Origin of the sequence: Achromobacter sp. UMC46 (assembly GCF_014170335.1) — a bacterium.
GTDB lineage: Bacteria > Pseudomonadota > Gammaproteobacteria > Burkholderiales > Burkholderiaceae_B > Achromobacter.
Genome location: NZ_LZZS01000040.1, coordinates 135,982 through 153,354 on the forward strand (window position 1 = coordinate 135,982; position 17,373 = coordinate 153,354).

The following is a 17,373-nucleotide window of genomic DNA, read 5'->3' on the forward strand; positions in this document are numbered from 1 at the left end:
ACGATGGGTCAGAAAATTCACCCCACTGGGTTCCGTCTCGCGGTCACCCGTAATTGGTCCTCGCGTTGGTTCGCCGACGACAAGGCCTTCGGCACGATGCTTGCCGAAGACATTCGCGTTCGCGAGTACCTGAAAAAGAAGCTCAAGAGCGCCTCCGTTGGTCGCGTGATCATCGAGCGTCCGGCCAAGAATGCCCGCATCACCGTCTACTCGGCTCGTCCGGGCGTGGTGATCGGCAAGCGCGGCGAGGACATCGAAAACCTGAAGGCCGATCTGCAGCGTCTGATGGGCGTGCCTGTGCACGTCAACATCGAGGAAATCCGCAAGCCGGAAACCGATGCTCAACTGATCGCCGACTCGATTTCGCAACAGCTCGAGAAGCGCATCATGTTCCGTCGCGCAATGAAGCGCGCGATGCAAAACGCGATGCGTCTGGGTGCCCAAGGCATCAAGATCATGAGCGCGGGCCGTCTGAACGGTATCGAAATTGCTCGCACCGAGTGGTATCGCGAAGGCCGTGTGCCGCTGCACACCCTCAAGGCCAACATTGACTACGGCACCTCCGAAGCCCACACCACGTATGGCGTGATTGGCATCAAGGTCTGGGTCTACAAGGGCGACATGCTGGCTAACGGCGAATTGCCGCCGGAAACCGCTGCCCCGCGCGAAGAAGAACGTCGTCCGCGCCGCGCTCCGCGTGGTGATCGTCCGGACGGTGCTCGCACCGGTCGTCCGGGTGGTCGTGGTCGTGGTGGTCCCCGCAAGGCGGACGCTGCTCCGGCGCCTGAAGGAGAATAACCATGCTGCAACCCTCTCGCAGAAAGTATCGCAAAGAGCAGAAGGGCCGCAACACCGGTCTGGCGACTCGTGGTACCCACGTGTCGTTCGGCGAATTCGGTCTGAAGGCCACCGGCCGTGGCCGTCTGACCGCTCGCCAGATCGAAGCCGCTCGTCGTGCTATCAATCGTCACATCAAGCGTGGCGGCCGTATCTGGATTCGCATTTTCCCGGATAAGCCCATCTCGCAAAAGCCCGCCGAAGTCCGCATGGGTAACGGTAAGGGTAATCCTGAGTACTGGGTCGCTGAAATTCAGCCCGGCAAAGTGCTCTACGAAATGGAAGGTGTGAGCGAAGAGATCGCGCGTGAAGCTTTCCGCCTGGCCGCTGCCAAGCTGCCGATTTCGACCACGTTCGTCGCGCGTCATATCGGTGCTTAAGGAGTACTAACATGAAAGCTAGCGAACTCCGTTCGAAAGACGCCGCCGAGCTCGGCAAAGAGCTCGAAAGCCTGCTGAAGGCACAATTCGGTCTGCGTATGCAGAAGGCCACGCAGCAACTGGCCAACACCAGCCAGCTGCGCAACGTGCGTCGCGACATCGCGCGCGTTCGTACCTTGCTGACCGAGAAGGCAGGGAAATAAACATGAGCGAAACTCAAAACACCCAAGTGGCCAAGCGCCAGCGTACGCTGGTTGGCAAGGTCGTCAGCAACAAGATGGACAAGACTGTCGTTGTGCTCGTCGAGCGCCGCGTCAAGCACCCCATCTTCGGCAAGATCATCGTGCGCTCCGCGAAGTACAAGGCACATGATGAATCGAACCAATTCAACGAAGGCGATACGGTTGAAATCGCTGAAGGCCGTCCCATCTCGCGCTCGAAGTCGTGGCGTGTGGTGCGTCTGGTTGAAGCCGCACGTATCATCTAAGTAGTGCATCGGAACGGTTCGCCGTTCTGATATAAAACGGCAAGGGCTAACCCCCTTGCCGTTTTTTTTCGCCCTGGAGATTCCTGCGATGCGGGTAAAAGAAATCTTACGCAGTACGTTCGGCGCCGGCCTGCTTGGCGTTGCGCTGTGCATGGCGGGGGCAGCCAGCGGGCAAGGCGCCGGCGCAGGCGCCGAGGTCACGGCGGTCTCGCCCGTCGACGACGCGCGCGCAGGCAAGAACGTCTTGAACGCCGGGCCGGAACCGCGCGTCAAGTTGCCGCCAGGATCACGCGACCATGCGGCCATTTTCGGCACCGACGACGAAGGCGAACAGGCCCTGTCGCAGCAAGAGCAAGCGCTGCAGGGGCAGCGCGATCAACTGCGGCTGCTTGAGCGGCTGCTTAACCAGAAACCCGTGGATGCCGCAACGGCGCCGCCGGCCATGATGCCTTTGAACTCGGGTTCAACGATGCGGCCGTTGGCGCCCACGCCTGGGGGATCGCAGCTGGACCGCGGCAAGATCGACGAGATGCAGCGGCGCGTCGACAGCTTGCGGCGCGAAGCCGATACCTTGCGCCAGAGCGGGAAATAGCGCGACTTCCCAAGCGTCATTCCCCAGCGATCAACGCCGCCGCGCCAACTCGCGCAGCCGGCCGGCGATGCCGGTCGGGAAGTAGTACACCGACACTACGAACAGGATCCCCAGCCACAGCAGCCAGCGGTCCGGTTCGAACAGCAGGGCCAGCGGCGCCACGCCCGACACCGCGTCGTGGATCACATGCAGGCCGTCCTGCAGATAGCTCTGCGCGAACACGAACAGGCTCGCGCCCACCACCGCGCCATACATGGTCCCCATACCCCCGATCACAAGCATCAGCAGGATGTTCAGCATGATCTCGAACGACAGGGACGTGTCCGGGCCGTTGTAGCGCAGCCAAAGCGCGTACATCGCGCCGGCCAGCGTGGCGAAGGCTGCCGCCAGCAGATTGGACAGGCTGCGGTACAGCACGGTGCGGTAGCCGATTGCCTCGGCGCGGAACGGGTTCTCGCGAATGGCTTGCAGCACGCGGCCGAACGGCGAATTCACGATGCGCAGCAACATCAGGAACAGCACGACGCAGACCGCGGCGATCAGGTAGTACGTGATGATGCGGCCGTCGACGGTGACGCCGAACAGCGGTTCCGACAGCGGTCGGAATGCAGGCCGCAGCATCTGCGGCACTTTGAAGTTCAAGCCGTCTTCGCCGCCGGTCACGTCCGACAGTTGCGACACCAAGGTCTGGAAAGCGGCCGCGACCGCCAGCGTGATCATCGCGTAGAAGATGGCGCGCACGCGCAGGCTGGCCAGGCCGATCAGCAACGCGAAGGCGAGCGACACCGCTAACGCCCCGCCGACGCCCGCGAACACCGCGGTCCAGCCAGGCTCCATCCGGATGCTGGCGATCGCCACGCCGTAGGCGCCGATGCCGAAGAACATGGTGTGCGCGAAGCTCACGATGCCCGTGTAACCCAGCAGCAGGTCGTAACTGGCGACCAGGATCACGAACACCAGGATCTTGGCGGCCACCGCCAGCGATTTGGGTCCGGGGAAAAGGAAGGGCGCGGCGGCCAGCAGGGCGACGACCGCGATCAGCACCAGCGCCAGGAAGGTGCTGCGCGGCGGGTCGCCGGAGAGCAGGCGGAAAGACATGGCGGCGGTTCCTAGCGGTTCGTGACCGGATACACGCCTTGCGGGCGCCACAACAAAATGGCGACCATCAGGGCGATGTTGGAGAACAGGGCGGCCTTGGGCATCAGGAAGCCGGTGTAGTTGGCCATCAGGCCTACCAGCAGCGCACCGATCAGGCACCCTACGGTCGAGCCCAGGCCGCCGATCATGATCACGATGAAGATCAGCACGTTGACTTGCGCGCCCAGCTGCGGCACCACCGATTGCTGGTACATGCCCCACAGTACGCCGCCCAGCCCGGCGAGCATCGATCCGGCGACGAACACGCCCACGAAGAGGTGCCGGATGCGGTAGCCCAGGCTTTCCACCATCTCGCGGTCTTCCACGCCGGCGCGGATCAGCAGGCCCAGCTTGGTGCGGTTCAGCAGCCACAGCATGCCGCCCAGCACAAGGACGCCCACGACCAACGCGACGATCCGGAACTTCTCGATCGCCGCGTCGCCCAGCAGGAATGCGCCGCGCAGCGCTTCGGGCAGCGGCAGCGACAGGGTCTGCGGGCCCCAGATCATCTTGATGATTTCTTCGCCGATGATCATGCCGCCCATCGTGATGAGGATCTGTTTCAGGTGCTGCCCGTACACCGGCCGCACGATCACGCGTTCGAACGCCAGGCCCACGGCGCCCGCTACCAGCATGCCCACGATCATGGCCGGCAGCACCGCGGCCAGGTTCATCCACAGGCTGCCCGTCTGGGTCCAGTCGGCCATGCCGCCCAGCACCGTCGCCGCCATGTAGGCGCCAATGGCGATGAAGAGGCCGTGCCCGAAGTTCAGGACGTCCATCAGACCGAACACCAGCGTCATGCCCGAAGCCACGATGAAGATGATCATGCCCATCGCCAGGCCCGCGAGCGTCAAGGTGACCCAGGTTGAAAAGGAACCCACCAGCGGCAAGGCGATGGCGGCCAGCGCTGCCACCAGCAGGACGGGGCGCAGGTCCGCGCGCGTGCGCGGCAGCGGCGTATCGATATCGATGGTGCTCATTGGTGGCTTCCCAGCGACAGGCCCAGCAGGCGTGTCTGTAGCGCGTCGTCTTCGGCAAGCTGGCGCATGCCGCCGGCGTGGACGACTTGGCCGTTGTCCATGACCGCGACGTGGTCGCCGACCCGTTGCGCGAAGTTGAAGTTCTGTTCGACCAGCAGGATGGTGGTGGCCGCCTGCTTGAGTTCGATGAAGGCGTCGATCATGTTCTGCACGATGGCGGGCGCCAGCCCTTTGCTGGGCTCGTCGATCAGCAGCAGCCGGCGGGGTTCGATGATGGCGCGGGCCACCGCCAGCATCTGCTTCTGTCCGCCCGACAGCTTGCCGGCGGGGTGCAGCCAGAACTTCTTCAGCGCGGGGAAGAAGCCGAAGATCCATTCCAGCCGCGCAGTGTCGAGCTGCTCGGCGCTTCGGGCCTGGCGAGCCGCCAGCAGGATGTTCTCCTTGACCGACAGGTCGGCGAAGATGCCCATGTTCTCGGGCACATAGGCCATGCCCATGCGCGCCATGTCGGGAGGCGACTTGCGCGTGTCCGGGCCGCCGATGGGCATGCCGTCGAACGCGATTTGCCCTTGCGAGGCGCGCCACAAGCCCATGATCGTGCGCAGCGTTGTCGTCTTGCCGGCGCCGTTGCGGCCCAGCAGCATGGTCACGGCGGCAGGCGGCACGGCCAGGTCCACACCATGCAGGATGTGGTACGCGCCGATATGCGTGTGCACGCCCTTGAGTTCCAGCAGCGGGGCCGTCATGCCTGTTGCTCCGTCGGGCTGATGCCCAGATAGGCTTGCTGCACGACGGGGGACGCGATGACGGTGGCGGGGTCGCCGTCCGCCATCAACTGGCCGTTGTGCAGCACGACGATCCGGTCGGCCAGTTCGCGCACCACATCCATCTTGTGCTCCACCAGCAGGATCGTCTTGGACGGATCGTTCTTGATCTCGCGGATCAGTTCCAGCACGACGGGCACATCGTCCACGCTCATGCCCGCCGTGGGTTCATCGAACATGAAGACCTGCGGTTCCAGCGCGATCAGCATCGCGATCTCCAGCTTGCGCTGATCGCCATGCGGCAGGTCGGCGGCGGCCTGGTCGCGCCGCGCGGACAGCCGGGTACGTTCCAGCAACGCATCGGCGCGCACCAGCAGCTCGCGGTCATCGTCCCAGGTTCGCCAGAAACGGATCTGGCGCCAGCTCATGCCTTGCTGGCGCGATTGCAGCGCCAGCCGCACGTTCTCATGCACGGACAGGCGCGGGAACAGCTGCGTCAGCTGGAACGCGCGGCCCAGGCCGGCGTGCATGCGTGCCGGCGCCGGCAGCGAGGTCAGGTCGCGGCCGTTCAGCCGCACCGATCCCGCGCTTGCGCGCAGCTGGCCGGAGATCAAGTTGAAGTACGTGGTCTTGCCCGCGCCGTTCGGGCCGACGATGGCGGTCAATGTGCCAGGCGCGTAACGGCAGCTGACATCGTTGACGGCCACGTGCCCGCCGAAACGGATCGTGAGCGACTGGGTTTCCAACATCGCAGCGGCGCGCCTTCAGCGTTTGTTCTGAATCGGCACGGCCATCTGGTCGGGCGTGATTTCCTTGACCAGGTCCTGCACCGCCCACGGCACCGAGGGGTCGCTCTTGATGCGGAAGTGGTACATGGATTGCATGGCCTGGTGGTCTTCGGGCCGGAACGTCATCTTGCCCTTGGGCGTGTCGAAGCTCATGCCTTCCATCGCCTTGATGAGCGTGTCGGTGTCGGAGTTGCCCGCGGTCTTGTTCAGCGCCGCCACGATGGCGATGCCGGACGACATGCCGCCGGCCGTGAAGAAGTCCGGCGGTTGGCCGTAGCGCTTCTGGTGTTCAGCGACCAGCCAGTCGTTGATCGGATTCTTGGGGATGCCGTAGTAGTAATAGGTGGCGCCTTCCATGCCGGCCAGCGATTTCAGCGGCGTCATCGCGGCCAGCGTGTTGCCGCCCGTCGCGATTTCGATGCCGAAGCGCTTGGGATCCAGATCGGCGATCTTGAACGGGTTGCCCGCGCCGGCCCACAGGATGAAGATGATCTTGCGGCCGGGCTTGTCCTTCAACGCGTCGAACAGGCGCTGCGCGCCGGCGGTGAAGTCGGTGGCGTTGGCGGGCAGGTATTCCTCGTGCACGATCTTGGCGTTCTTCAGCGCGCCCTTGAAGGCCTTCACACCGTCGCGGCCGAAGGCATAGTCCTGCGCCAGCATGGCAATCGAGGTGCCGGCCTGGTCGAAGGCCACCGCGTTGGCGATCGCGTCCTGCGACGAATTGCGGCCGGTGCGGAAGATGTACTTGTTCCACTTTTCGCCTGTGATGGAGTCCGCCACGGCAGGCTCCACCAGCAGGATCTTTTCGTACTCTTCAGCGATCGGCAGCATGGCCAATGCAACGCCCGACGAGGTGGGGCCGACGGCGATGTCGGCGTTGTCGTCGGCATAGGCGGACGCCAGCTGCGCACGCGCCACGTCGGGCTTGCCCTGGTTGTCCTTTTCGATCACGCGGATCTTGCGGCCGGCCACCGTCATGGTGCCCTGCGTGGCGTACTCCAGGCCCAGCATCAGCCCGTTCTGCGTCTGTTTGGCGTAGGCCTCCAGCGGACCGGTCTTGTCGTAGACGTGGGCGACGACGAAGTCCTTCGCGGCCACTGCGGAATTCATGCAAAGGGCCGCCAGCGCGGCAAGCAGAATGCGATTCATGGATGTCTCCTGTTATCGGCGGGCGCGCACGGCCGCGGTATGGTCATGCAAGGGGTCCGGCGTGGCCAGGAACCGGCGGATGGCCTCGATCTGCGGCGCCACGTTCAGCGCCGGCGCGTGGCCGCAATCGGGAAAGTCGATGCGTTGCGCGCACGGTCCGCGCCGCGTCATCGCATCGGCGACGTCGGGCAACAGCAGATCGGATTCGGCGCCACGCAGCAGCAGCACCGGCAGGCGCAGCGAGTCGTAGCCGCTCCACCGGTCATAGTCGCCGGGGTGATGGCTGAACTGGCCGACGATGGCTGGATCGTAATGCGCGGTGACGCGGCCATCGGGCAGCCGCCGCATCGACGTCTCGGCCATCCGGCGCCATTGCTCGTCGCTTTGCCAGCCATAGGGCTTGTAGGCGACGCGCAGCCAGGCCTCCAGTTCGGTGACGGTGTCGAATGCGGGCGGGTTGCCCGCATACGCCAGGATGCGGTCGATGGCCGGCTGCGGCAGCTCGGGTCCGATGTCGTTGACGACCAGGTGCGAGATCCGGCCGCGTAGCGTCGTGGCCGCGGCATGCATGCCGGTGGCGCCGCCCATCGACGTGCCGACCCAGCGCAGGCGGGCAAGGGACAAGCCGTCGGCCAGGGCGCAGGCAAGGCGCGCGTAGAAGTCCAGCCGGTATTCGCCGACCGGATCGGGGCTCCATTGCGACAGGCCGCGGCCGATCGTGTCGGGGCAGATGACGCGGTAGTCGTCCGCCAGCGCGTTCGCCAGTTCGTCGAAGTCGCGGCCGGTGCGGGCCAGGCCATGCCACATGACGACGGGGGGCGCGTCGGCCTTGCCCCATTCGGTCAGATGCAGCTCGCGGCCTTCGCAGCGCAAGTAGCGCGAAGCGGGCGTGTGGCGGGCGGCCGTTGCAGGCGCGTGGGCCATGAGTCTCCTCCCGGGTTGTCCAGGTTGTGTGCTTATCGGGCTGACTATAGACTTGCGCCAAACGCATCCACAATGCGCTGCGCACCCCAAAGCAGGGTGAGTCAAGAAGTTGTAGACGCAAGATCAAATTGCGCTTCCCCCCGCGTACAGGAGACCGCGCCATGCCCGATACGGAATTTGCCATTTCGGCCAGCGCCGGCGCTGACCGGCGCGAGCAATGGCGCGCGGCATTGTCGGACGCTTTTGGTCCGTTCGAGGTGCACGGGGGCATGCCCAGCCATTTCGCCGGGCATGTGCGCTACGCGCGCCGCGCCAGCCTGCAATTCAATGACCTGCACTATCAGGGACAGAAGCTGGAGCGCACGGCGGGCAATGTGTCGCGGCTGGACCAGGAGTTCTATACCTTTGGGCTGCCGCTGGCCGGTCCGCTGGCCGTGCGGCAGCAGGGCCGCGAGTTCCAGGTGGAGCCCGGTTGCGTGTACCTGATGAACCAGAGCCTGCCTTACCAGGCGACGGCGTTGGGGGCGTCCGGCTACCGCAGCCTGAGCGTGTCTTTTCCGCGCAGCGCGTTGTCGCAGCGCGATTCCCGCATCGGCGCCTTCTACAAGCTGCGCGTCGACGACGGGTCCCCGCGCGGCGCGATGCTGGCCAGCTATATGGACCACCTGTTCAAGGGGATGGGCGGCTGGTCGGATACCGAAGTGACCGAGTTGGGCGAGCGCTTGATCGACCTGATCGTGCTGTTCCTGGTGCAATCGGGGCAGGGCCATGCGTCGGAGTCCGACAGCAGCGTGACGGTGGCGCACCGGCAGCGCGTATTGGCGTATATCCGGCAGCATCTGGCCGACCCGGCATTGTCGCCGCAGGCGGTGGCGCAAGGATGCGGCGTGTCGGTGGCCTACCTGCACCGCATCCTGCGCGCGGGCGGCCTGTCGGCCGAGTCCTTCATTTTCGATCAACGCCTGGACAAGTGCCGCGAGCTGCTGCTGAATCCGCAGCACCGCCACCGCAGCATTGCCGAACTGGCCTATCAGGTGGGTTTTTCACACCCCTCGCATTTCAGCCGCCTGTTCAAGCGGCGCTTCGGCATGACGCCGCGGGACCTGCGCGCAAGCTCGTAGGGCGCGCCGGGAGGCGTCAGCCGCCGTAGAAATGCATCAGTGTCCACGTCGTCACGTATAGGCCGACGCCGAACACGGCGTGCGCCATCAGGCTGCGCAGGCGTGCCGTGTTGGGGCGCGGCGTCTTGCTGGCCGCGATGCCGGCGCCCATGCCCGGTTGCAAGATGAAGAATGGCGCGGCGACGCTCAGGATGCCGAAGAGCAGGGCGGGCGCCAGCGTGGGGCGCAGCGTCCAGGGGATGCCCACGACGGCCAGCAGCATGGCCGCGAAGACGATGCCGATGGCGTAATGCGCGCCCCAGCCCAGCCACGCTTCGCCACGCACAGGCGCCGACCGAGCCATGTTCTCGTGGCGGAAGCGGCCGCGGGGCAGGTGCCCGATCCAACGGCCCACCATCGCGAAGTTCAGGGACGGGATGCCGAAACAGCGCTTGATGACTATCGCCCACAGGTCCATCACCAGCGTGGCCCCCACGCCGATCAGCACGGCGCATTGGATGAATTCAAGGACTGCTGGGTTCATGGAGAGACCCCCCTGGTTTATGTCATTCAATTTATTGATTGAATGTTAGAGTGATGATATCGTCGTGTCAATGAATCCGACGGACATCCCGCAACCCTCCCAGCGCTTCGACGCGCTTGCCGAGATCGCCAAGACCCTGGGGCAAGCCCACCGCCTGGCCTTGCTCGAACACATCGCGCAGGGCGAACGCGCGGTCGAGCGGCTGGCCGAGCTATCAGGGCTCTCGGTCGCCAACACGTCTCAGCATCTGCAGCACCTGCGCCGCGCCGGCTTCGTGCAGACCCGGCGCGACGGCAAGCGGGTGCTCTATCGGCTAGGGGCGGGACCGATCGCGCCGCTTCTGGCCGCGCTGCGCGGCTACGCCGAACATCAGCATGCCGAGATCCGGGACGTCATCGCCGACAGCATCCATCAGCGCAACCGCCTGGACGGCATCTCCATCGAAGAGTTGCTGGGCCTGCTGGACAGCGGCAGCGTCGTGCTGCTGGACGTGCGTCCGCCCGAGGAGTTCGCGCAAGGCCATTTGCCGGGCGCCATCAACATCCCCACCGAAGACCTGAAGCGCCGCTTGGCCGAGGTGCCCGCCGGCGCCGATATCGTCGCCTATTGCCGCGGACCGTACTGCGTGCTGTCCTCCGACGCCGTGGCGGCGCTACGCGCGCATGGCGTGCCGGCGCGCCGGCTGGATGCCGGCTTCCCGGAGTGGAAGGCGGCGGGCCTGCAGGTCGAGGCCGCGCAGGCTTGAATCCCCGGCAGGCGTCTCTGCCGGTCCGAAGACGAAAAAAAGCCCCGCGAACCGAACGGCGGGGCTTTACGGTGTTGCGGGCTAGCGGTCAGATGTGCGTGATGAATTTCGTGACCAGGTAGCCGTCGAACGTTTCCAGGCCGCCTTCGCTGCCGATGCCGCTGTCCTTGATGCCGCCAAACGGCGTCTCTGCCAGCGCGCTGCCGAAGTGATTGATGTTGACCATGCCGGCTTCCAGGCCGTTCGAGACTTTCGTGGCCGTCTTCAGCGAGTTCGTGAATACGTAGGACGACAGGCCGAACGGCAGGCTGTTGGCGCGGCGCAGCACCTCGTCGGTGTCCTTGAAGCGGACAACCGGCGCGACCGGGCCAAAGGGCTCTTCGGTCATCAGCATGGAGTCGTCGGGCAGGTCCGTCACGACCGTGGGGGCGAAGAAGAAGCCCTTGCGGTCCAGCGGGCCGCCGCCGACCACGACCTTGCCGCCATGCTTTTTGGCGTCGTCGATGAAGGCGCTCATGGCGGGCACGCGGCGCTCATGGGCCAGCGGGCCCATGTCGGTGCCGGCTTCCAGCCCGTCGCCGACCTTGATGTTCTTCAGCACGTCCGAGAAGCGCGCCAGGAATTGCTCGTAGGCGCCTTCCTGCACGTAGAAGCGGGTGGGTGACACGCAGACCTGGCCTGCGTTGCGGACCTTGAACTTCGCCAGCATCTCGGCGGCGCGCTCGACATCGGCGTCGTCGAACACCAGCACGGGCGAATGGCCGCCCAATTCCATCGTGACGCGCTTCATGTGCGCGCCGGCCAGGGCGGCCAGCTGCTTGCCCACCGGCACGGAACCGGTGAACGACACCTTGCGCACGATCGGCGAACGGATCAGGTAGTCGGAGATCTTGGCGGGCTCGCCCCAGACGATGTTCAGGCAGCCCTTGGGCAGGCCGGCGTCATGGAACATGCGGGCAATCGCCATGACGGCGCTGGGCGAATCTTCCGGGCCTTTCAGCACCACTGTGCAGCCGGCGCCGAGCGCGGCGGCGATCTTGCGGATGGCCTGGTTGTACGGGAAGTTCCAGGGCGTGAAGGCGGCGCAGACGCCGATGGGTTCGCGCACGACGAACTGGCGCACGTCCGGGTTGCGGGGCGGCACGACGCGGCCGTAGATGCGGCGGCATTCTTCGGCATGCCAGTCGGCGTGCTCGGCGCAGGAGGTGACTTCGCCCACGGCTTCGGCCAGCGGCTTGCCCTGGTCCAGCGTCATGTTGCGGCCGATTTCCTTGGCGCGCTCGCGCGACAGCGTGGCGACCTTGCGCAGGATGGCGGAACGGTCCATCGGGGAAGACTTCTTCCAGGACTCGAACGCGCGCTGGGCGGCGGCTAGCGCGCGGTCCAGATCCGCTTCGGTGGCGTGAGGCAGCTGGCCAAGCACTTCCAGCGTGGCCGGGTTGATGACGTCCTGGGTGCGCCTACCCTCGCCGGAGATGAATTCGCCGTCGATATACAGCGCCAACTGTTCATACATGCCTGTCGTTCCTTGCGAAATGGAAGTGGAGTGCGACCGCTGTCGCCCGCGCCAGTCTAAACCAGCTTATGCGCGCCAGGGAGGGCCACTCCCGCGCGCGAACCTGGGGCCAATCGGGGGCCAATCGGGGGGGGCGCCCGGCGGCCCGTCTTGCAAGCCCCGGTCCGCATGGCGACAATGGGGCTCTTTGGCTGACGAACACCGAATCCATCGTGCAACCCGCCGACGCGCGTCCCGCAGGCAAGCCCAGTCTCTATTCCCGCGTGTTGTTCCGCTTCATCGATTGGCTGCGCCATCGGATCGCCCAGGCGTCGCTGGTGGGGGACCGCCCCATCTTCCAAAACAGCCAATTCCCGTGGATCACCGCCCTGGAGGTCCAGACGCCTGCCATCCGCGCCGAATTGACGGCACTGCTGGGCCATCGGCAGCAACTGCCCGCCTTCCACGAGATCTCCCCCGATGTGGGCATGATCACGTCGGACGACCAATGGAAGACGTTCCTTTTCATGGGTTACGGCCTGCGCTCCGAGCGCAACCTGGCCAGTTGTCCGGCGACGGCCCGGGCGCTGGAGGGAATCCCGGGCATCCGCAGCGCCTTCTTCTCGATCCTCGAACCCGGCAAGAGGATCCCGCTGCACACCGGCCCCTACAACGGCGTCCTGCGCCTGCACCTTGGGCTGGTCGTGCCCGAGCCCGCGGACCGGTGTTGGATCGAGGTCGGGGGCGAACGCTACTCCTGGCGGGAAGGCCGCGCCGTCGTGTTTGACGACCTGTATCCCCACCAGGTGCACAACGATACGGACGGCTTGCGCGCCGTGTTGTTCGTGGACTTTGAACGGCCGTGCCGGGTTCCGGTAAAATGGCTGAATCGCCTGGTGCTAAGGGCGGCCCCGTTCACGGACGAAATCCGTCGCGGCAAGGCCAACCACGATGCCTGGGAGAAGGGCTTTTACCGCAACAAATAAGGGGCGGATGGCTCGAAAACCGTTCCCCTCATAGAGGGGGTGTGGTGTTTTGTGCGTCATTCCAACAAAGTGCTTGCGCTCAAAATTTAACCACGCTAGAATGATCAGCTTTCCCAGATTGTCGATTGAGTTCACCGAAAGTTGTTTCGAAAACTCGCCGGCGTGTTGGGGGAATACCCGCAGGATTTCAACCCAGGGTCGTTGCGTTGCCAACCAGTTGCAGAGGTAGAGCGAAAGCTCTAGCGCTACAACACATAAAGCAGGGCGGCAGACCTGACGGGACCAAAACTGGCAGGAATTGCAGAGTTCCTCGGGGGGAAAACCCCGGGAAAACAGTATTTCCAGTTAAGTTGGAACAGGAAAAATCATGATCCAAATGCAGACCACGCTGGACGTGGCCGATAACACTGGTGCGCGTCATGTCATGTGCATTAAGGTGCTCGGTGGCTCCAAGCGCCGTTATGCCGGTATCGGCGACATCATCAAGGTGAGCGTCAAAGATGCGGCTCCGCGCGGACGCGTCAAGAAAGGCGAAATTTACAATGCCGTGGTGGTTCGTACCGCCAAGGGCGTGCGCCGTAAAGACGGTTCGCTGATTAAGTTCGGTGGCAATGCCGCCGTGTTGCTCAACGCCAAGCTGGAGCCCATCGGCACCCGCATCTTCGGACCCGTTACGCGTGAACTGCGTACCGAGAAGTTCATGAAGATCGTGTCGCTGGCCCCGGAAGTGCTGTAAGGAGCCCTACGATGAACAACATTCGTAAAGGCGACGAAGTCATCGTCCTGACCGGCCGCGACAAGAAGCGTCGCGGTACCGTGCTGGCTCGTGTTGATGCCGACCACGTTCTGGTCGAAGGCGTCAACATCGTCAAAAAGCACGTGAAAGCCAACCCGATGGCTAACAACCCGGGCGGGATTGTCGAAAAGACCATGCCGATCCACATCTCGAATGTGGCGCTCTTCAACCCCGCAACCGGTCGTGGCGACCGCGTGGGCGTTCAAGATGTCGAAGGTCGCAAGGTCCGCGTGTTCCGTTCCAATGGTGCCGTTGTCGGCGCCAAGGCGTAAGGGGCGACAGACATGTCTCGTTTGCAAGATTTCTACAAGAGCAAGGTCGCTGGCGACCTGCAGGCCAAGTTTGGCTACAAGAGCGTCATGGAAGTGCCGCGCATCACCAAGATCACCCTGAACATGGGTGTCTCGGAAGCCGTGTCCGATAAGAAGGTTATCGAACACGCGGTGTCGGACCTGACCAAGATTGCTGGCCAAAAGCCTGTCGTGACGAAGACCAAGAAGGCTATCGCCGGTTTCAAGATCCGCGAAAACTACCCGATTGGTTGCATGGTCACGCTGCGTGGTCAACGCATGTATGAATTCCTGGATCGCCTCGTTGCGGTCGCGCTGCCTCGTGTGCGCGACTTCCGTGGTATCTCGGGTCGTGCATTTGACGGCCGCGGCAACTACAACATCGGGGTGAAAGAGCAGATCATTTTCCCCGAAATCGAGTACGACAAGATCGACGCGCTGCGTGGGCTGAACATCAGCATCACCACCTCCGCGAAGACCGACGAAGAAGCCAAGGCGCTGTTGACGGCCTTCAGCTTCCCGTTCCGTAACTAAGGGGCTGATGACGTGGCAAAACTTTCCCTCATCAATCGCGACATCAAGCGCGCCAAGCTGGCTGACAAGTTCGCTGGCAAGCGTGCTGAGTTGAAGGCGATCATCGACGACCAGTCGAAGACCGACGAAGAACGTTACCAAGCTCGGCTCAAGCTGCAACAGCTGCCGCGCAATGCCAATCCGACGCGCCAACGTAACCGTTGCGTGGTCACCGGTCGTCCGCGCGGTGTGTTCCGCAAGTTCGGCCTGACGCGTCACAAACTGCGTGAAATGGCGATGAAGGGCGAAATCCCCGGCATCACCAAGGCCAGCTGGTAGGAGATACATTATGAGCATGAGCGATCCCATCGCCGATATGCTGACCCGCATTCGCAATGCGCAGCAAGTGGACAAAGTTACGGTGAGCATGCCCTCCTCGAAGCTGAAGGCGGCTATTGCCGCTGTGCTGAAAGACGAAGGCTACATCGACAGCTTTGAAATCAAGGGCACCCAGGCCAAGCCTGAGCTCGAGATCACCCTGAAGTACTACGCTGGCCGTCCGGTTATCGAGCGCATTGAACGCGTTTCGCGCCCCGGTCTGCGTATCTACAAGGGCCGTACCAGCATTCCTCAGGTCATGAACGGCCTGGGCGTGGCTATCGTTTCGACCTCGCGCGGCGTCATGACCGACCGTAAGGCTCGCGCCAACGGCGTCGGCGGCGAAGTGCTGTGCTACGTGGCCTAAGGAGAAATTCTAATGTCACGTATCGCTAAGTATCCGGTCGAACTGCCGAAGGGTGTCGAAGCTGACATCAAGCAGGATCAGATCATTGTCAAGGGCCCGCTGGGCACCCTGACTCAAGCCCTGACTGGCGACGTCACGGTTGCGTTGGACGAAGGCAAGCTCACGTTTGCCGCCGCCAACGAAACGCGTCACGCCAATGCCATGTCGGGTACCGTGCGCGCTCTGGTGGCCAATATGGTCACTGGCGTGAGCAAGGGCTTCGAGCGCAAGCTGACCCTGGTTGGCGTGGGTTACCGCGCCTCGATCCAAGGCGATGCCGTTAAGCTGCAGCTCGGTTTCTCGCACGACGTTTTGCATCAGTTGCCGGCCGGTATCAAGGCCGAATGCCCCACCCAGACGGAAATCGTCATCAAGGGCGCCAACAAGCAAGTCGTCGGTCAGATGGCCGCTGAAATCCGCGCGTACCGCGAACCCGAACCCTACAAGGGCAAGGGTGTGCGTTACTCGGACGAACGCGTCGTCATCAAAGAAACCAAGAAGAAATAACGGCGCACGCAAGGACGAATCATGGACAAAAAAGTTTCCCGTTTGCGTCGTGCGGTTCCGACCCGCCGGAAGATCAACGAGTTGCGCGTTCACCGCCTCTCCGTCTTCCGCTCGAACCAGCACATCTACGCCAACATCATTTCGCCGGAAGGCGATCGCGTTCTGGTCAGCGCCTCGACGGTGGAAGCCGAAGTGCGTGCGCAACTGGCCGGCCAAACCGGTCAGGGCGGCAACACTGCCGCTGCGACGCTGGTCGGCAAGCGCGTGGCCGAAAAAGCCAAGGCTGCCGGTATCGAACTGGTCGCTTTCGATCGCTCGGGCTTTCGTTACCATGGCCGCGTGAAAGCGCTGGCCGATGCCGCGCGTGAAGCCGGCCTGAAGTTCTAAGCGAGGATCTGTCAAATGGCTAAAGTACAAGGCAAGAACGCCGCGGAAAAAGAGAACGATGACGGCCTCCGCGAAAAGATGATCGCGGTCAACCGCGTGAGCAAAGTCGTCAAGGGTGGTCGCACCATGAGCTTTGCCGCGCTGACCGTGGTTGGCGATGGCGATGGTCGCGTCGGCATGGGTAAGGGCAAGGCGCGTGAAGTGCCGGTGTCCGTTCAGAAGGCAATGGAACAGGCCCGTCGCGGCATGTTCAAGGTTGCCCTGAAGAACGGCACGTTGCACCACACCGTGGTTGGCAAGCATGGCGCCGCTACCGTGCTGATCTCGCCGGCTGCTGAAGGTACTGGCGTTATCGCCGGCGGCCCGATGCGCGCTATTTTTGAAGTGATGGGTGTGCGTAACGTGGTTGCCAAGAGCTTGGGCTCGAGCAACCCCTACAACATGGTTCGCGCCACGTTGAATGGTCTGCGCGCTTCCCTGACCCCGGCCGATGTTGCTGCCAAGCGCGGCAAGTCGGTCGAAGAAATCCTGGGGTAAATCATGGCTCAGAAGCAGATCAAAGTGACCCTCGTGCGCTCGGTGATCGGTACCAAGCAATCGCACCGTGATACGGTTCGCGGTTTGGGCTTGGGCCGCATCAACAGCAGCCGCGTGCTGGTCGATACGCCCGAGGTGCGTGGGATGATCCGTAAGGTGGATTATCTCGTTTCCGTCTCGGAAGCCTAAGGAATCACCATGTCGGATATGCAACTTAATTCGCTGAAGCCCGCTGAGGGCAGCAAGCACGCCAAGCGCCGCGTCGGCCGTGGCATCGGTTCGGGTCTGGGTAAAACCGCCGGCCGTGGTCACAAGGGTCAGAAGTCGCGCTCGGGCGGTTTCCATAAGGTTGGCTTCGAAGGCGGTCAAATGCCGCTGCAGCGTCGTCTGCCCAAGCGTGGTTTCACCCCGCTCGGTCAACACCTGTACGCCGAAGTTCGTCTGTCGGACCTGCAAGCCCTGCCCATCGACGAAGTCGACGTGCAAGTGCTGAAGGCGGCTGGCGTGATTGGCCAGGCGGTTCGTTACGCCAAGGTCATCAAGTCGGGTGAACTCTCGCGCAAGGTCGTGCTCAAGGGCATTACCGCGACGGCTGGTGCTCGCACCGCCATCGAAGCCGCGGGCGGCTCGCTTGCTTGATCACGAGGT

26 protein-coding genes are annotated in these 17,373 nt (G+C 63.7%); 18 read left to right on the forward strand and 8 right to left on the reverse strand.

All coding sequences use genetic code 11. The features are described from left to right. Positions 1-3 precede the first annotated feature (3 nt). From rpsC to A9973_RS29130, 5 genes are all read left to right on the forward strand, one after another. On the forward strand, positions 4-798 hold the full coding sequence (gene rpsC, locus A9973_RS29110; protein ID WP_175176071.1) for a 30S ribosomal protein S3: 795 nt from the start codon (positions 4-6) through the stop codon (positions 796-798). A 2-nt stretch (positions 799-800) separates the two neighbouring features. Next, a complete protein-coding gene (rplP, locus tag A9973_RS29115; RefSeq protein WP_006216552.1) occupies positions 801-1,217 on the forward strand; it encodes a 50S ribosomal protein L16 in 417 nt (138 codons plus the stop codon). An 11-nt stretch (positions 1,218-1,228) separates the two neighbouring features. Further along, positions 1,229-1,420, forward strand: coding sequence for a 50S ribosomal protein L29 (rpmC, locus tag A9973_RS29120; protein WP_003806912.1), 192 nt, complete (start codon positions 1,229-1,231; stop codon positions 1,418-1,420). Between the two features lie 2 nt (positions 1,421-1,422). After that, positions 1,423-1,704 (forward strand): 30S ribosomal protein S17, encoded by a 282-nt coding sequence (gene rpsQ / locus A9973_RS29125; protein ID WP_006227023.1) that lies wholly within the window; start codon positions 1,423-1,425, stop codon positions 1,702-1,704. Positions 1,705-1,792: 88 nt separating this feature from the next. Beyond that, positions 1,793-2,296, forward strand: a complete 504-nt coding sequence (locus A9973_RS29130) for a hypothetical protein (protein ID WP_183017057.1) — start codon at positions 1,793-1,795, stop codon at positions 2,294-2,296. A 30-nt stretch (positions 2,297-2,326) separates the two neighbouring features. Here the strand turns inward: A9973_RS29130 and A9973_RS29135 are convergent, their stop codons facing one another. From A9973_RS29135 to A9973_RS29160, 6 genes are read right to left on the reverse strand one after another with little or no spacing between them, the layout of a single operon-like run. Next, on the reverse strand, positions 2,327-3,394 hold the full coding sequence (locus A9973_RS29135) for a branched-chain amino acid ABC transporter permease (RefSeq protein ID WP_183017058.1): 1,068 nt from the start codon (positions 3,392-3,394) through the stop codon (positions 2,327-2,329). An 11-nt stretch (positions 3,395-3,405) separates the two neighbouring features. Beyond that, the gene (locus A9973_RS29140; protein WP_183017059.1) at positions 3,406-4,416 is read right to left on the reverse strand and encodes a branched-chain amino acid ABC transporter permease; all 1,011 of its coding nucleotides are present in this window, start codon (positions 4,414-4,416) and stop codon (positions 3,406-3,408) included. Beyond that, positions 4,413-5,162 (reverse strand): ABC transporter ATP-binding protein, encoded by a 750-nt coding sequence (locus A9973_RS29145; RefSeq protein ID WP_183017060.1) that lies wholly within the window; start codon positions 5,160-5,162, stop codon positions 4,413-4,415. Before A9973_RS29145 ends, A9973_RS29140 begins: the two co-directional genes overlap by 4 nt. Further along, positions 5,159-5,929 carry an ABC transporter ATP-binding protein gene (locus tag A9973_RS29150; protein WP_183017061.1) on the reverse strand — a complete coding sequence of 257 codons (771 nt, stop codon included), beginning with the start codon at positions 5,927-5,929 and terminating at the stop codon, positions 5,159-5,161. Before A9973_RS29150 ends, A9973_RS29145 begins: the two co-directional genes overlap by 4 nt. Positions 5,930-5,944: 15 nt before the next feature. Beyond that, complete coding sequence (locus A9973_RS29155; RefSeq protein ID WP_183017062.1) at positions 5,945-7,117, reverse strand: substrate-binding domain-containing protein; 1,173 nt, start codon at positions 7,115-7,117, stop codon at positions 5,945-5,947. Between the two features lie 12 nt (positions 7,118-7,129). Then, on the reverse strand, positions 7,130-8,041 hold the full coding sequence (locus A9973_RS29160; protein ID WP_183017063.1) for an alpha/beta fold hydrolase: 912 nt from the start codon (positions 8,039-8,041) through the stop codon (positions 7,130-7,132). 161 nt (positions 8,042-8,202) lie between these two features. On the opposite strand from A9973_RS29160, the gene A9973_RS29165 reads away from it, so the two are divergent. After that, the gene (locus tag A9973_RS29165) at positions 8,203-9,162 is read left to right on the forward strand and encodes a helix-turn-helix domain-containing protein (RefSeq protein ID WP_183017064.1); all 960 of its coding nucleotides are present in this window, start codon (positions 8,203-8,205) and stop codon (positions 9,160-9,162) included. Positions 9,163-9,178: 16 nt separating this feature from the next. Here A9973_RS29165 and A9973_RS29170 read toward each other — a convergent pair whose 3' ends face one another. Next, positions 9,179-9,685: a DUF2938 domain-containing protein gene (locus A9973_RS29170; protein WP_183017065.1), complete on the reverse strand. Its 507-nt coding sequence runs from the start codon at positions 9,683-9,685 to the stop codon at positions 9,179-9,181. A 70-nt stretch (positions 9,686-9,755) separates the two neighbouring features. On the opposite strand from A9973_RS29170, the gene A9973_RS29175 reads away from it, so the two are divergent. Beyond that, the gene (locus A9973_RS29175) at positions 9,756-10,430 is read left to right on the forward strand and encodes a metalloregulator ArsR/SmtB family transcription factor (protein WP_183017189.1); all 675 of its coding nucleotides are present in this window, start codon (positions 9,756-9,758) and stop codon (positions 10,428-10,430) included. 88 nt (positions 10,431-10,518) lie between these two features. Here A9973_RS29175 and A9973_RS29180 read toward each other — a convergent pair whose 3' ends face one another. Next, on the reverse strand, positions 10,519-11,946 hold the full coding sequence (locus tag A9973_RS29180) for an NAD-dependent succinate-semialdehyde dehydrogenase (protein WP_006227034.1): 1,428 nt from the start codon (positions 11,944-11,946) through the stop codon (positions 10,519-10,521). Positions 11,947-12,158: 212 nt separating this feature from the next. On the opposite strand from A9973_RS29180, the gene A9973_RS29185 reads away from it, so the two are divergent. The 11 genes from A9973_RS29185 (at position 12,159) to rplO (ending at position 17,364) form a co-directional block, all read left to right on the forward strand. After that, the gene (locus A9973_RS29185) at positions 12,159-12,911 is read left to right on the forward strand and encodes an aspartyl/asparaginyl beta-hydroxylase domain-containing protein (RefSeq protein WP_183017066.1); all 753 of its coding nucleotides are present in this window, start codon (positions 12,159-12,161) and stop codon (positions 12,909-12,911) included. A 367-nt stretch (positions 12,912-13,278) separates the two neighbouring features. After that, positions 13,279-13,647, forward strand: coding sequence for a 50S ribosomal protein L14 (gene rplN, locus A9973_RS29190; protein ID WP_046807446.1), 369 nt, complete (start codon positions 13,279-13,281; stop codon positions 13,645-13,647). An 11-nt stretch (positions 13,648-13,658) separates the two neighbouring features. Further along, positions 13,659-13,979 (forward strand): 50S ribosomal protein L24, encoded by a 321-nt coding sequence (gene rplX, locus A9973_RS29195; protein WP_183017067.1) that lies wholly within the window; start codon positions 13,659-13,661, stop codon positions 13,977-13,979. A 12-nt stretch (positions 13,980-13,991) separates the two neighbouring features. Further along, a complete protein-coding gene (rplE, locus tag A9973_RS29200) occupies positions 13,992-14,531 on the forward strand; it encodes a 50S ribosomal protein L5 (protein WP_006216529.1) in 540 nt (179 codons plus the stop codon). A gap of 12 nt (positions 14,532-14,543) precedes the next feature. Further along, complete coding sequence (rpsN, locus tag A9973_RS29205; RefSeq protein ID WP_105555707.1) at positions 14,544-14,849, forward strand: 30S ribosomal protein S14; 306 nt, start codon at positions 14,544-14,546, stop codon at positions 14,847-14,849. Between the two features lie 10 nt (positions 14,850-14,859). Beyond that, positions 14,860-15,255 (forward strand): 30S ribosomal protein S8, encoded by a 396-nt coding sequence (rpsH, locus tag A9973_RS29210; protein WP_006216525.1) that lies wholly within the window; start codon positions 14,860-14,862, stop codon positions 15,253-15,255. A gap of 12 nt (positions 15,256-15,267) precedes the next feature. Further along, the gene (gene rplF / locus A9973_RS29215; protein WP_183017068.1) at positions 15,268-15,801 is read left to right on the forward strand and encodes a 50S ribosomal protein L6; all 534 of its coding nucleotides are present in this window, start codon (positions 15,268-15,270) and stop codon (positions 15,799-15,801) included. Between the two features lie 21 nt (positions 15,802-15,822). Further along, positions 15,823-16,188, forward strand: coding sequence for a 50S ribosomal protein L18 (gene rplR, locus A9973_RS29220; RefSeq protein ID WP_006227039.1), 366 nt, complete (start codon positions 15,823-15,825; stop codon positions 16,186-16,188). Between the two features lie 15 nt (positions 16,189-16,203). Continuing rightward, entirely contained in the window at positions 16,204-16,725 is a 522-nt protein-coding gene (gene rpsE, locus A9973_RS29225) for a 30S ribosomal protein S5 (RefSeq protein WP_006216521.1), read from the forward strand. 3 nt (positions 16,726-16,728) lie between these two features. Continuing rightward, positions 16,729-16,914 (forward strand): 50S ribosomal protein L30, encoded by a 186-nt coding sequence (gene rpmD, locus A9973_RS29230; protein ID WP_006216520.1) that lies wholly within the window; start codon positions 16,729-16,731, stop codon positions 16,912-16,914. A gap of 9 nt (positions 16,915-16,923) precedes the next feature. After that, entirely contained in the window at positions 16,924-17,364 is a 441-nt protein-coding gene (rplO, locus tag A9973_RS29235; RefSeq protein ID WP_105555709.1) for a 50S ribosomal protein L15, read from the forward strand. Positions 17,365-17,373: the final 9 nt, after the last annotated feature.

Coding starts and splice junctions, on each gene's coding strand:
- rplR (WP_006227039.1), top strand. CDS start 15,823: ATGGACAAAAAAGTTTCCCGTTTGCGTCGTGCGGTTCCGACCCGCCGG.
- rpmD (WP_006216520.1), top strand. CDS start 16,729: ATGGCTCAGAAGCAGATCAAAGTGACCCTCGTGCGCTCGGTGATCGGT.
- A9973_RS29145 (WP_183017060.1), bottom strand. CDS start 5,162: ATGACGGCCCCGCTGCTGGAACTCAAGGGCGTGCACACGCATATCGGC.
- rplX (WP_183017067.1), top strand. CDS start 13,659: ATGAACAACATTCGTAAAGGCGACGAAGTCATCGTCCTGACCGGCCGC.
- rpsC (WP_175176071.1), top strand. CDS start 4: ATGGGTCAGAAAATTCACCCCACTGGGTTCCGTCTCGCGGTCACCCGT.
- rplO (WP_105555709.1), top strand. CDS start 16,924: ATGTCGGATATGCAACTTAATTCGCTGAAGCCCGCTGAGGGCAGCAAG.
- rpsQ (WP_006227023.1), top strand. CDS start 1,423: ATGAGCGAAACTCAAAACACCCAAGTGGCCAAGCGCCAGCGTACGCTG.
- rpmC (WP_003806912.1), top strand. CDS start 1,229: ATGAAAGCTAGCGAACTCCGTTCGAAAGACGCCGCCGAGCTCGGCAAA.
- rplE (WP_006216529.1), top strand. CDS start 13,992: ATGTCTCGTTTGCAAGATTTCTACAAGAGCAAGGTCGCTGGCGACCTG.
- A9973_RS29150 (WP_183017061.1), bottom strand. CDS start 5,929: ATGTTGGAAACCCAGTCGCTCACGATCCGTTTCGGCGGGCACGTGGCC.
- rpsH (WP_006216525.1), top strand. CDS start 14,860: ATGAGCATGAGCGATCCCATCGCCGATATGCTGACCCGCATTCGCAAT.
- rplF (WP_183017068.1), top strand. CDS start 15,268: ATGTCACGTATCGCTAAGTATCCGGTCGAACTGCCGAAGGGTGTCGAA.
- A9973_RS29165 (WP_183017064.1), top strand. CDS start 8,203: ATGCCCGATACGGAATTTGCCATTTCGGCCAGCGCCGGCGCTGACCGG.
- A9973_RS29170 (WP_183017065.1), bottom strand. CDS start 9,685: ATGAACCCAGCAGTCCTTGAATTCATCCAATGCGCCGTGCTGATCGGC.
- A9973_RS29160 (WP_183017063.1), bottom strand. CDS start 8,041: ATGGCCCACGCGCCTGCAACGGCCGCCCGCCACACGCCCGCTTCGCGC.
- rplP (WP_006216552.1), top strand. CDS start 801: ATGCTGCAACCCTCTCGCAGAAAGTATCGCAAAGAGCAGAAGGGCCGC.
- rpsE (WP_006216521.1), top strand. CDS start 16,204: ATGGCTAAAGTACAAGGCAAGAACGCCGCGGAAAAAGAGAACGATGAC.
- A9973_RS29140 (WP_183017059.1), bottom strand. CDS start 4,416: ATGAGCACCATCGATATCGATACGCCGCTGCCGCGCACGCGCGCGGAC.
- A9973_RS29135 (WP_183017058.1), bottom strand. CDS start 3,394: ATGTCTTTCCGCCTGCTCTCCGGCGACCCGCCGCGCAGCACCTTCCTG.
- rplN (WP_046807446.1), top strand. CDS start 13,279: ATGATCCAAATGCAGACCACGCTGGACGTGGCCGATAACACTGGTGCG.
- A9973_RS29180 (WP_006227034.1), bottom strand. CDS start 11,946: ATGTATGAACAGTTGGCGCTGTATATCGACGGCGAATTCATCTCCGGC.
- A9973_RS29175 (WP_183017189.1), top strand. CDS start 9,756: ATGAATCCGACGGACATCCCGCAACCCTCCCAGCGCTTCGACGCGCTT.
- A9973_RS29155 (WP_183017062.1), bottom strand. CDS start 7,117: ATGAATCGCATTCTGCTTGCCGCGCTGGCGGCCCTTTGCATGAATTCC.
- A9973_RS29130 (WP_183017057.1), top strand. CDS start 1,793: ATGCGGGTAAAAGAAATCTTACGCAGTACGTTCGGCGCCGGCCTGCTT.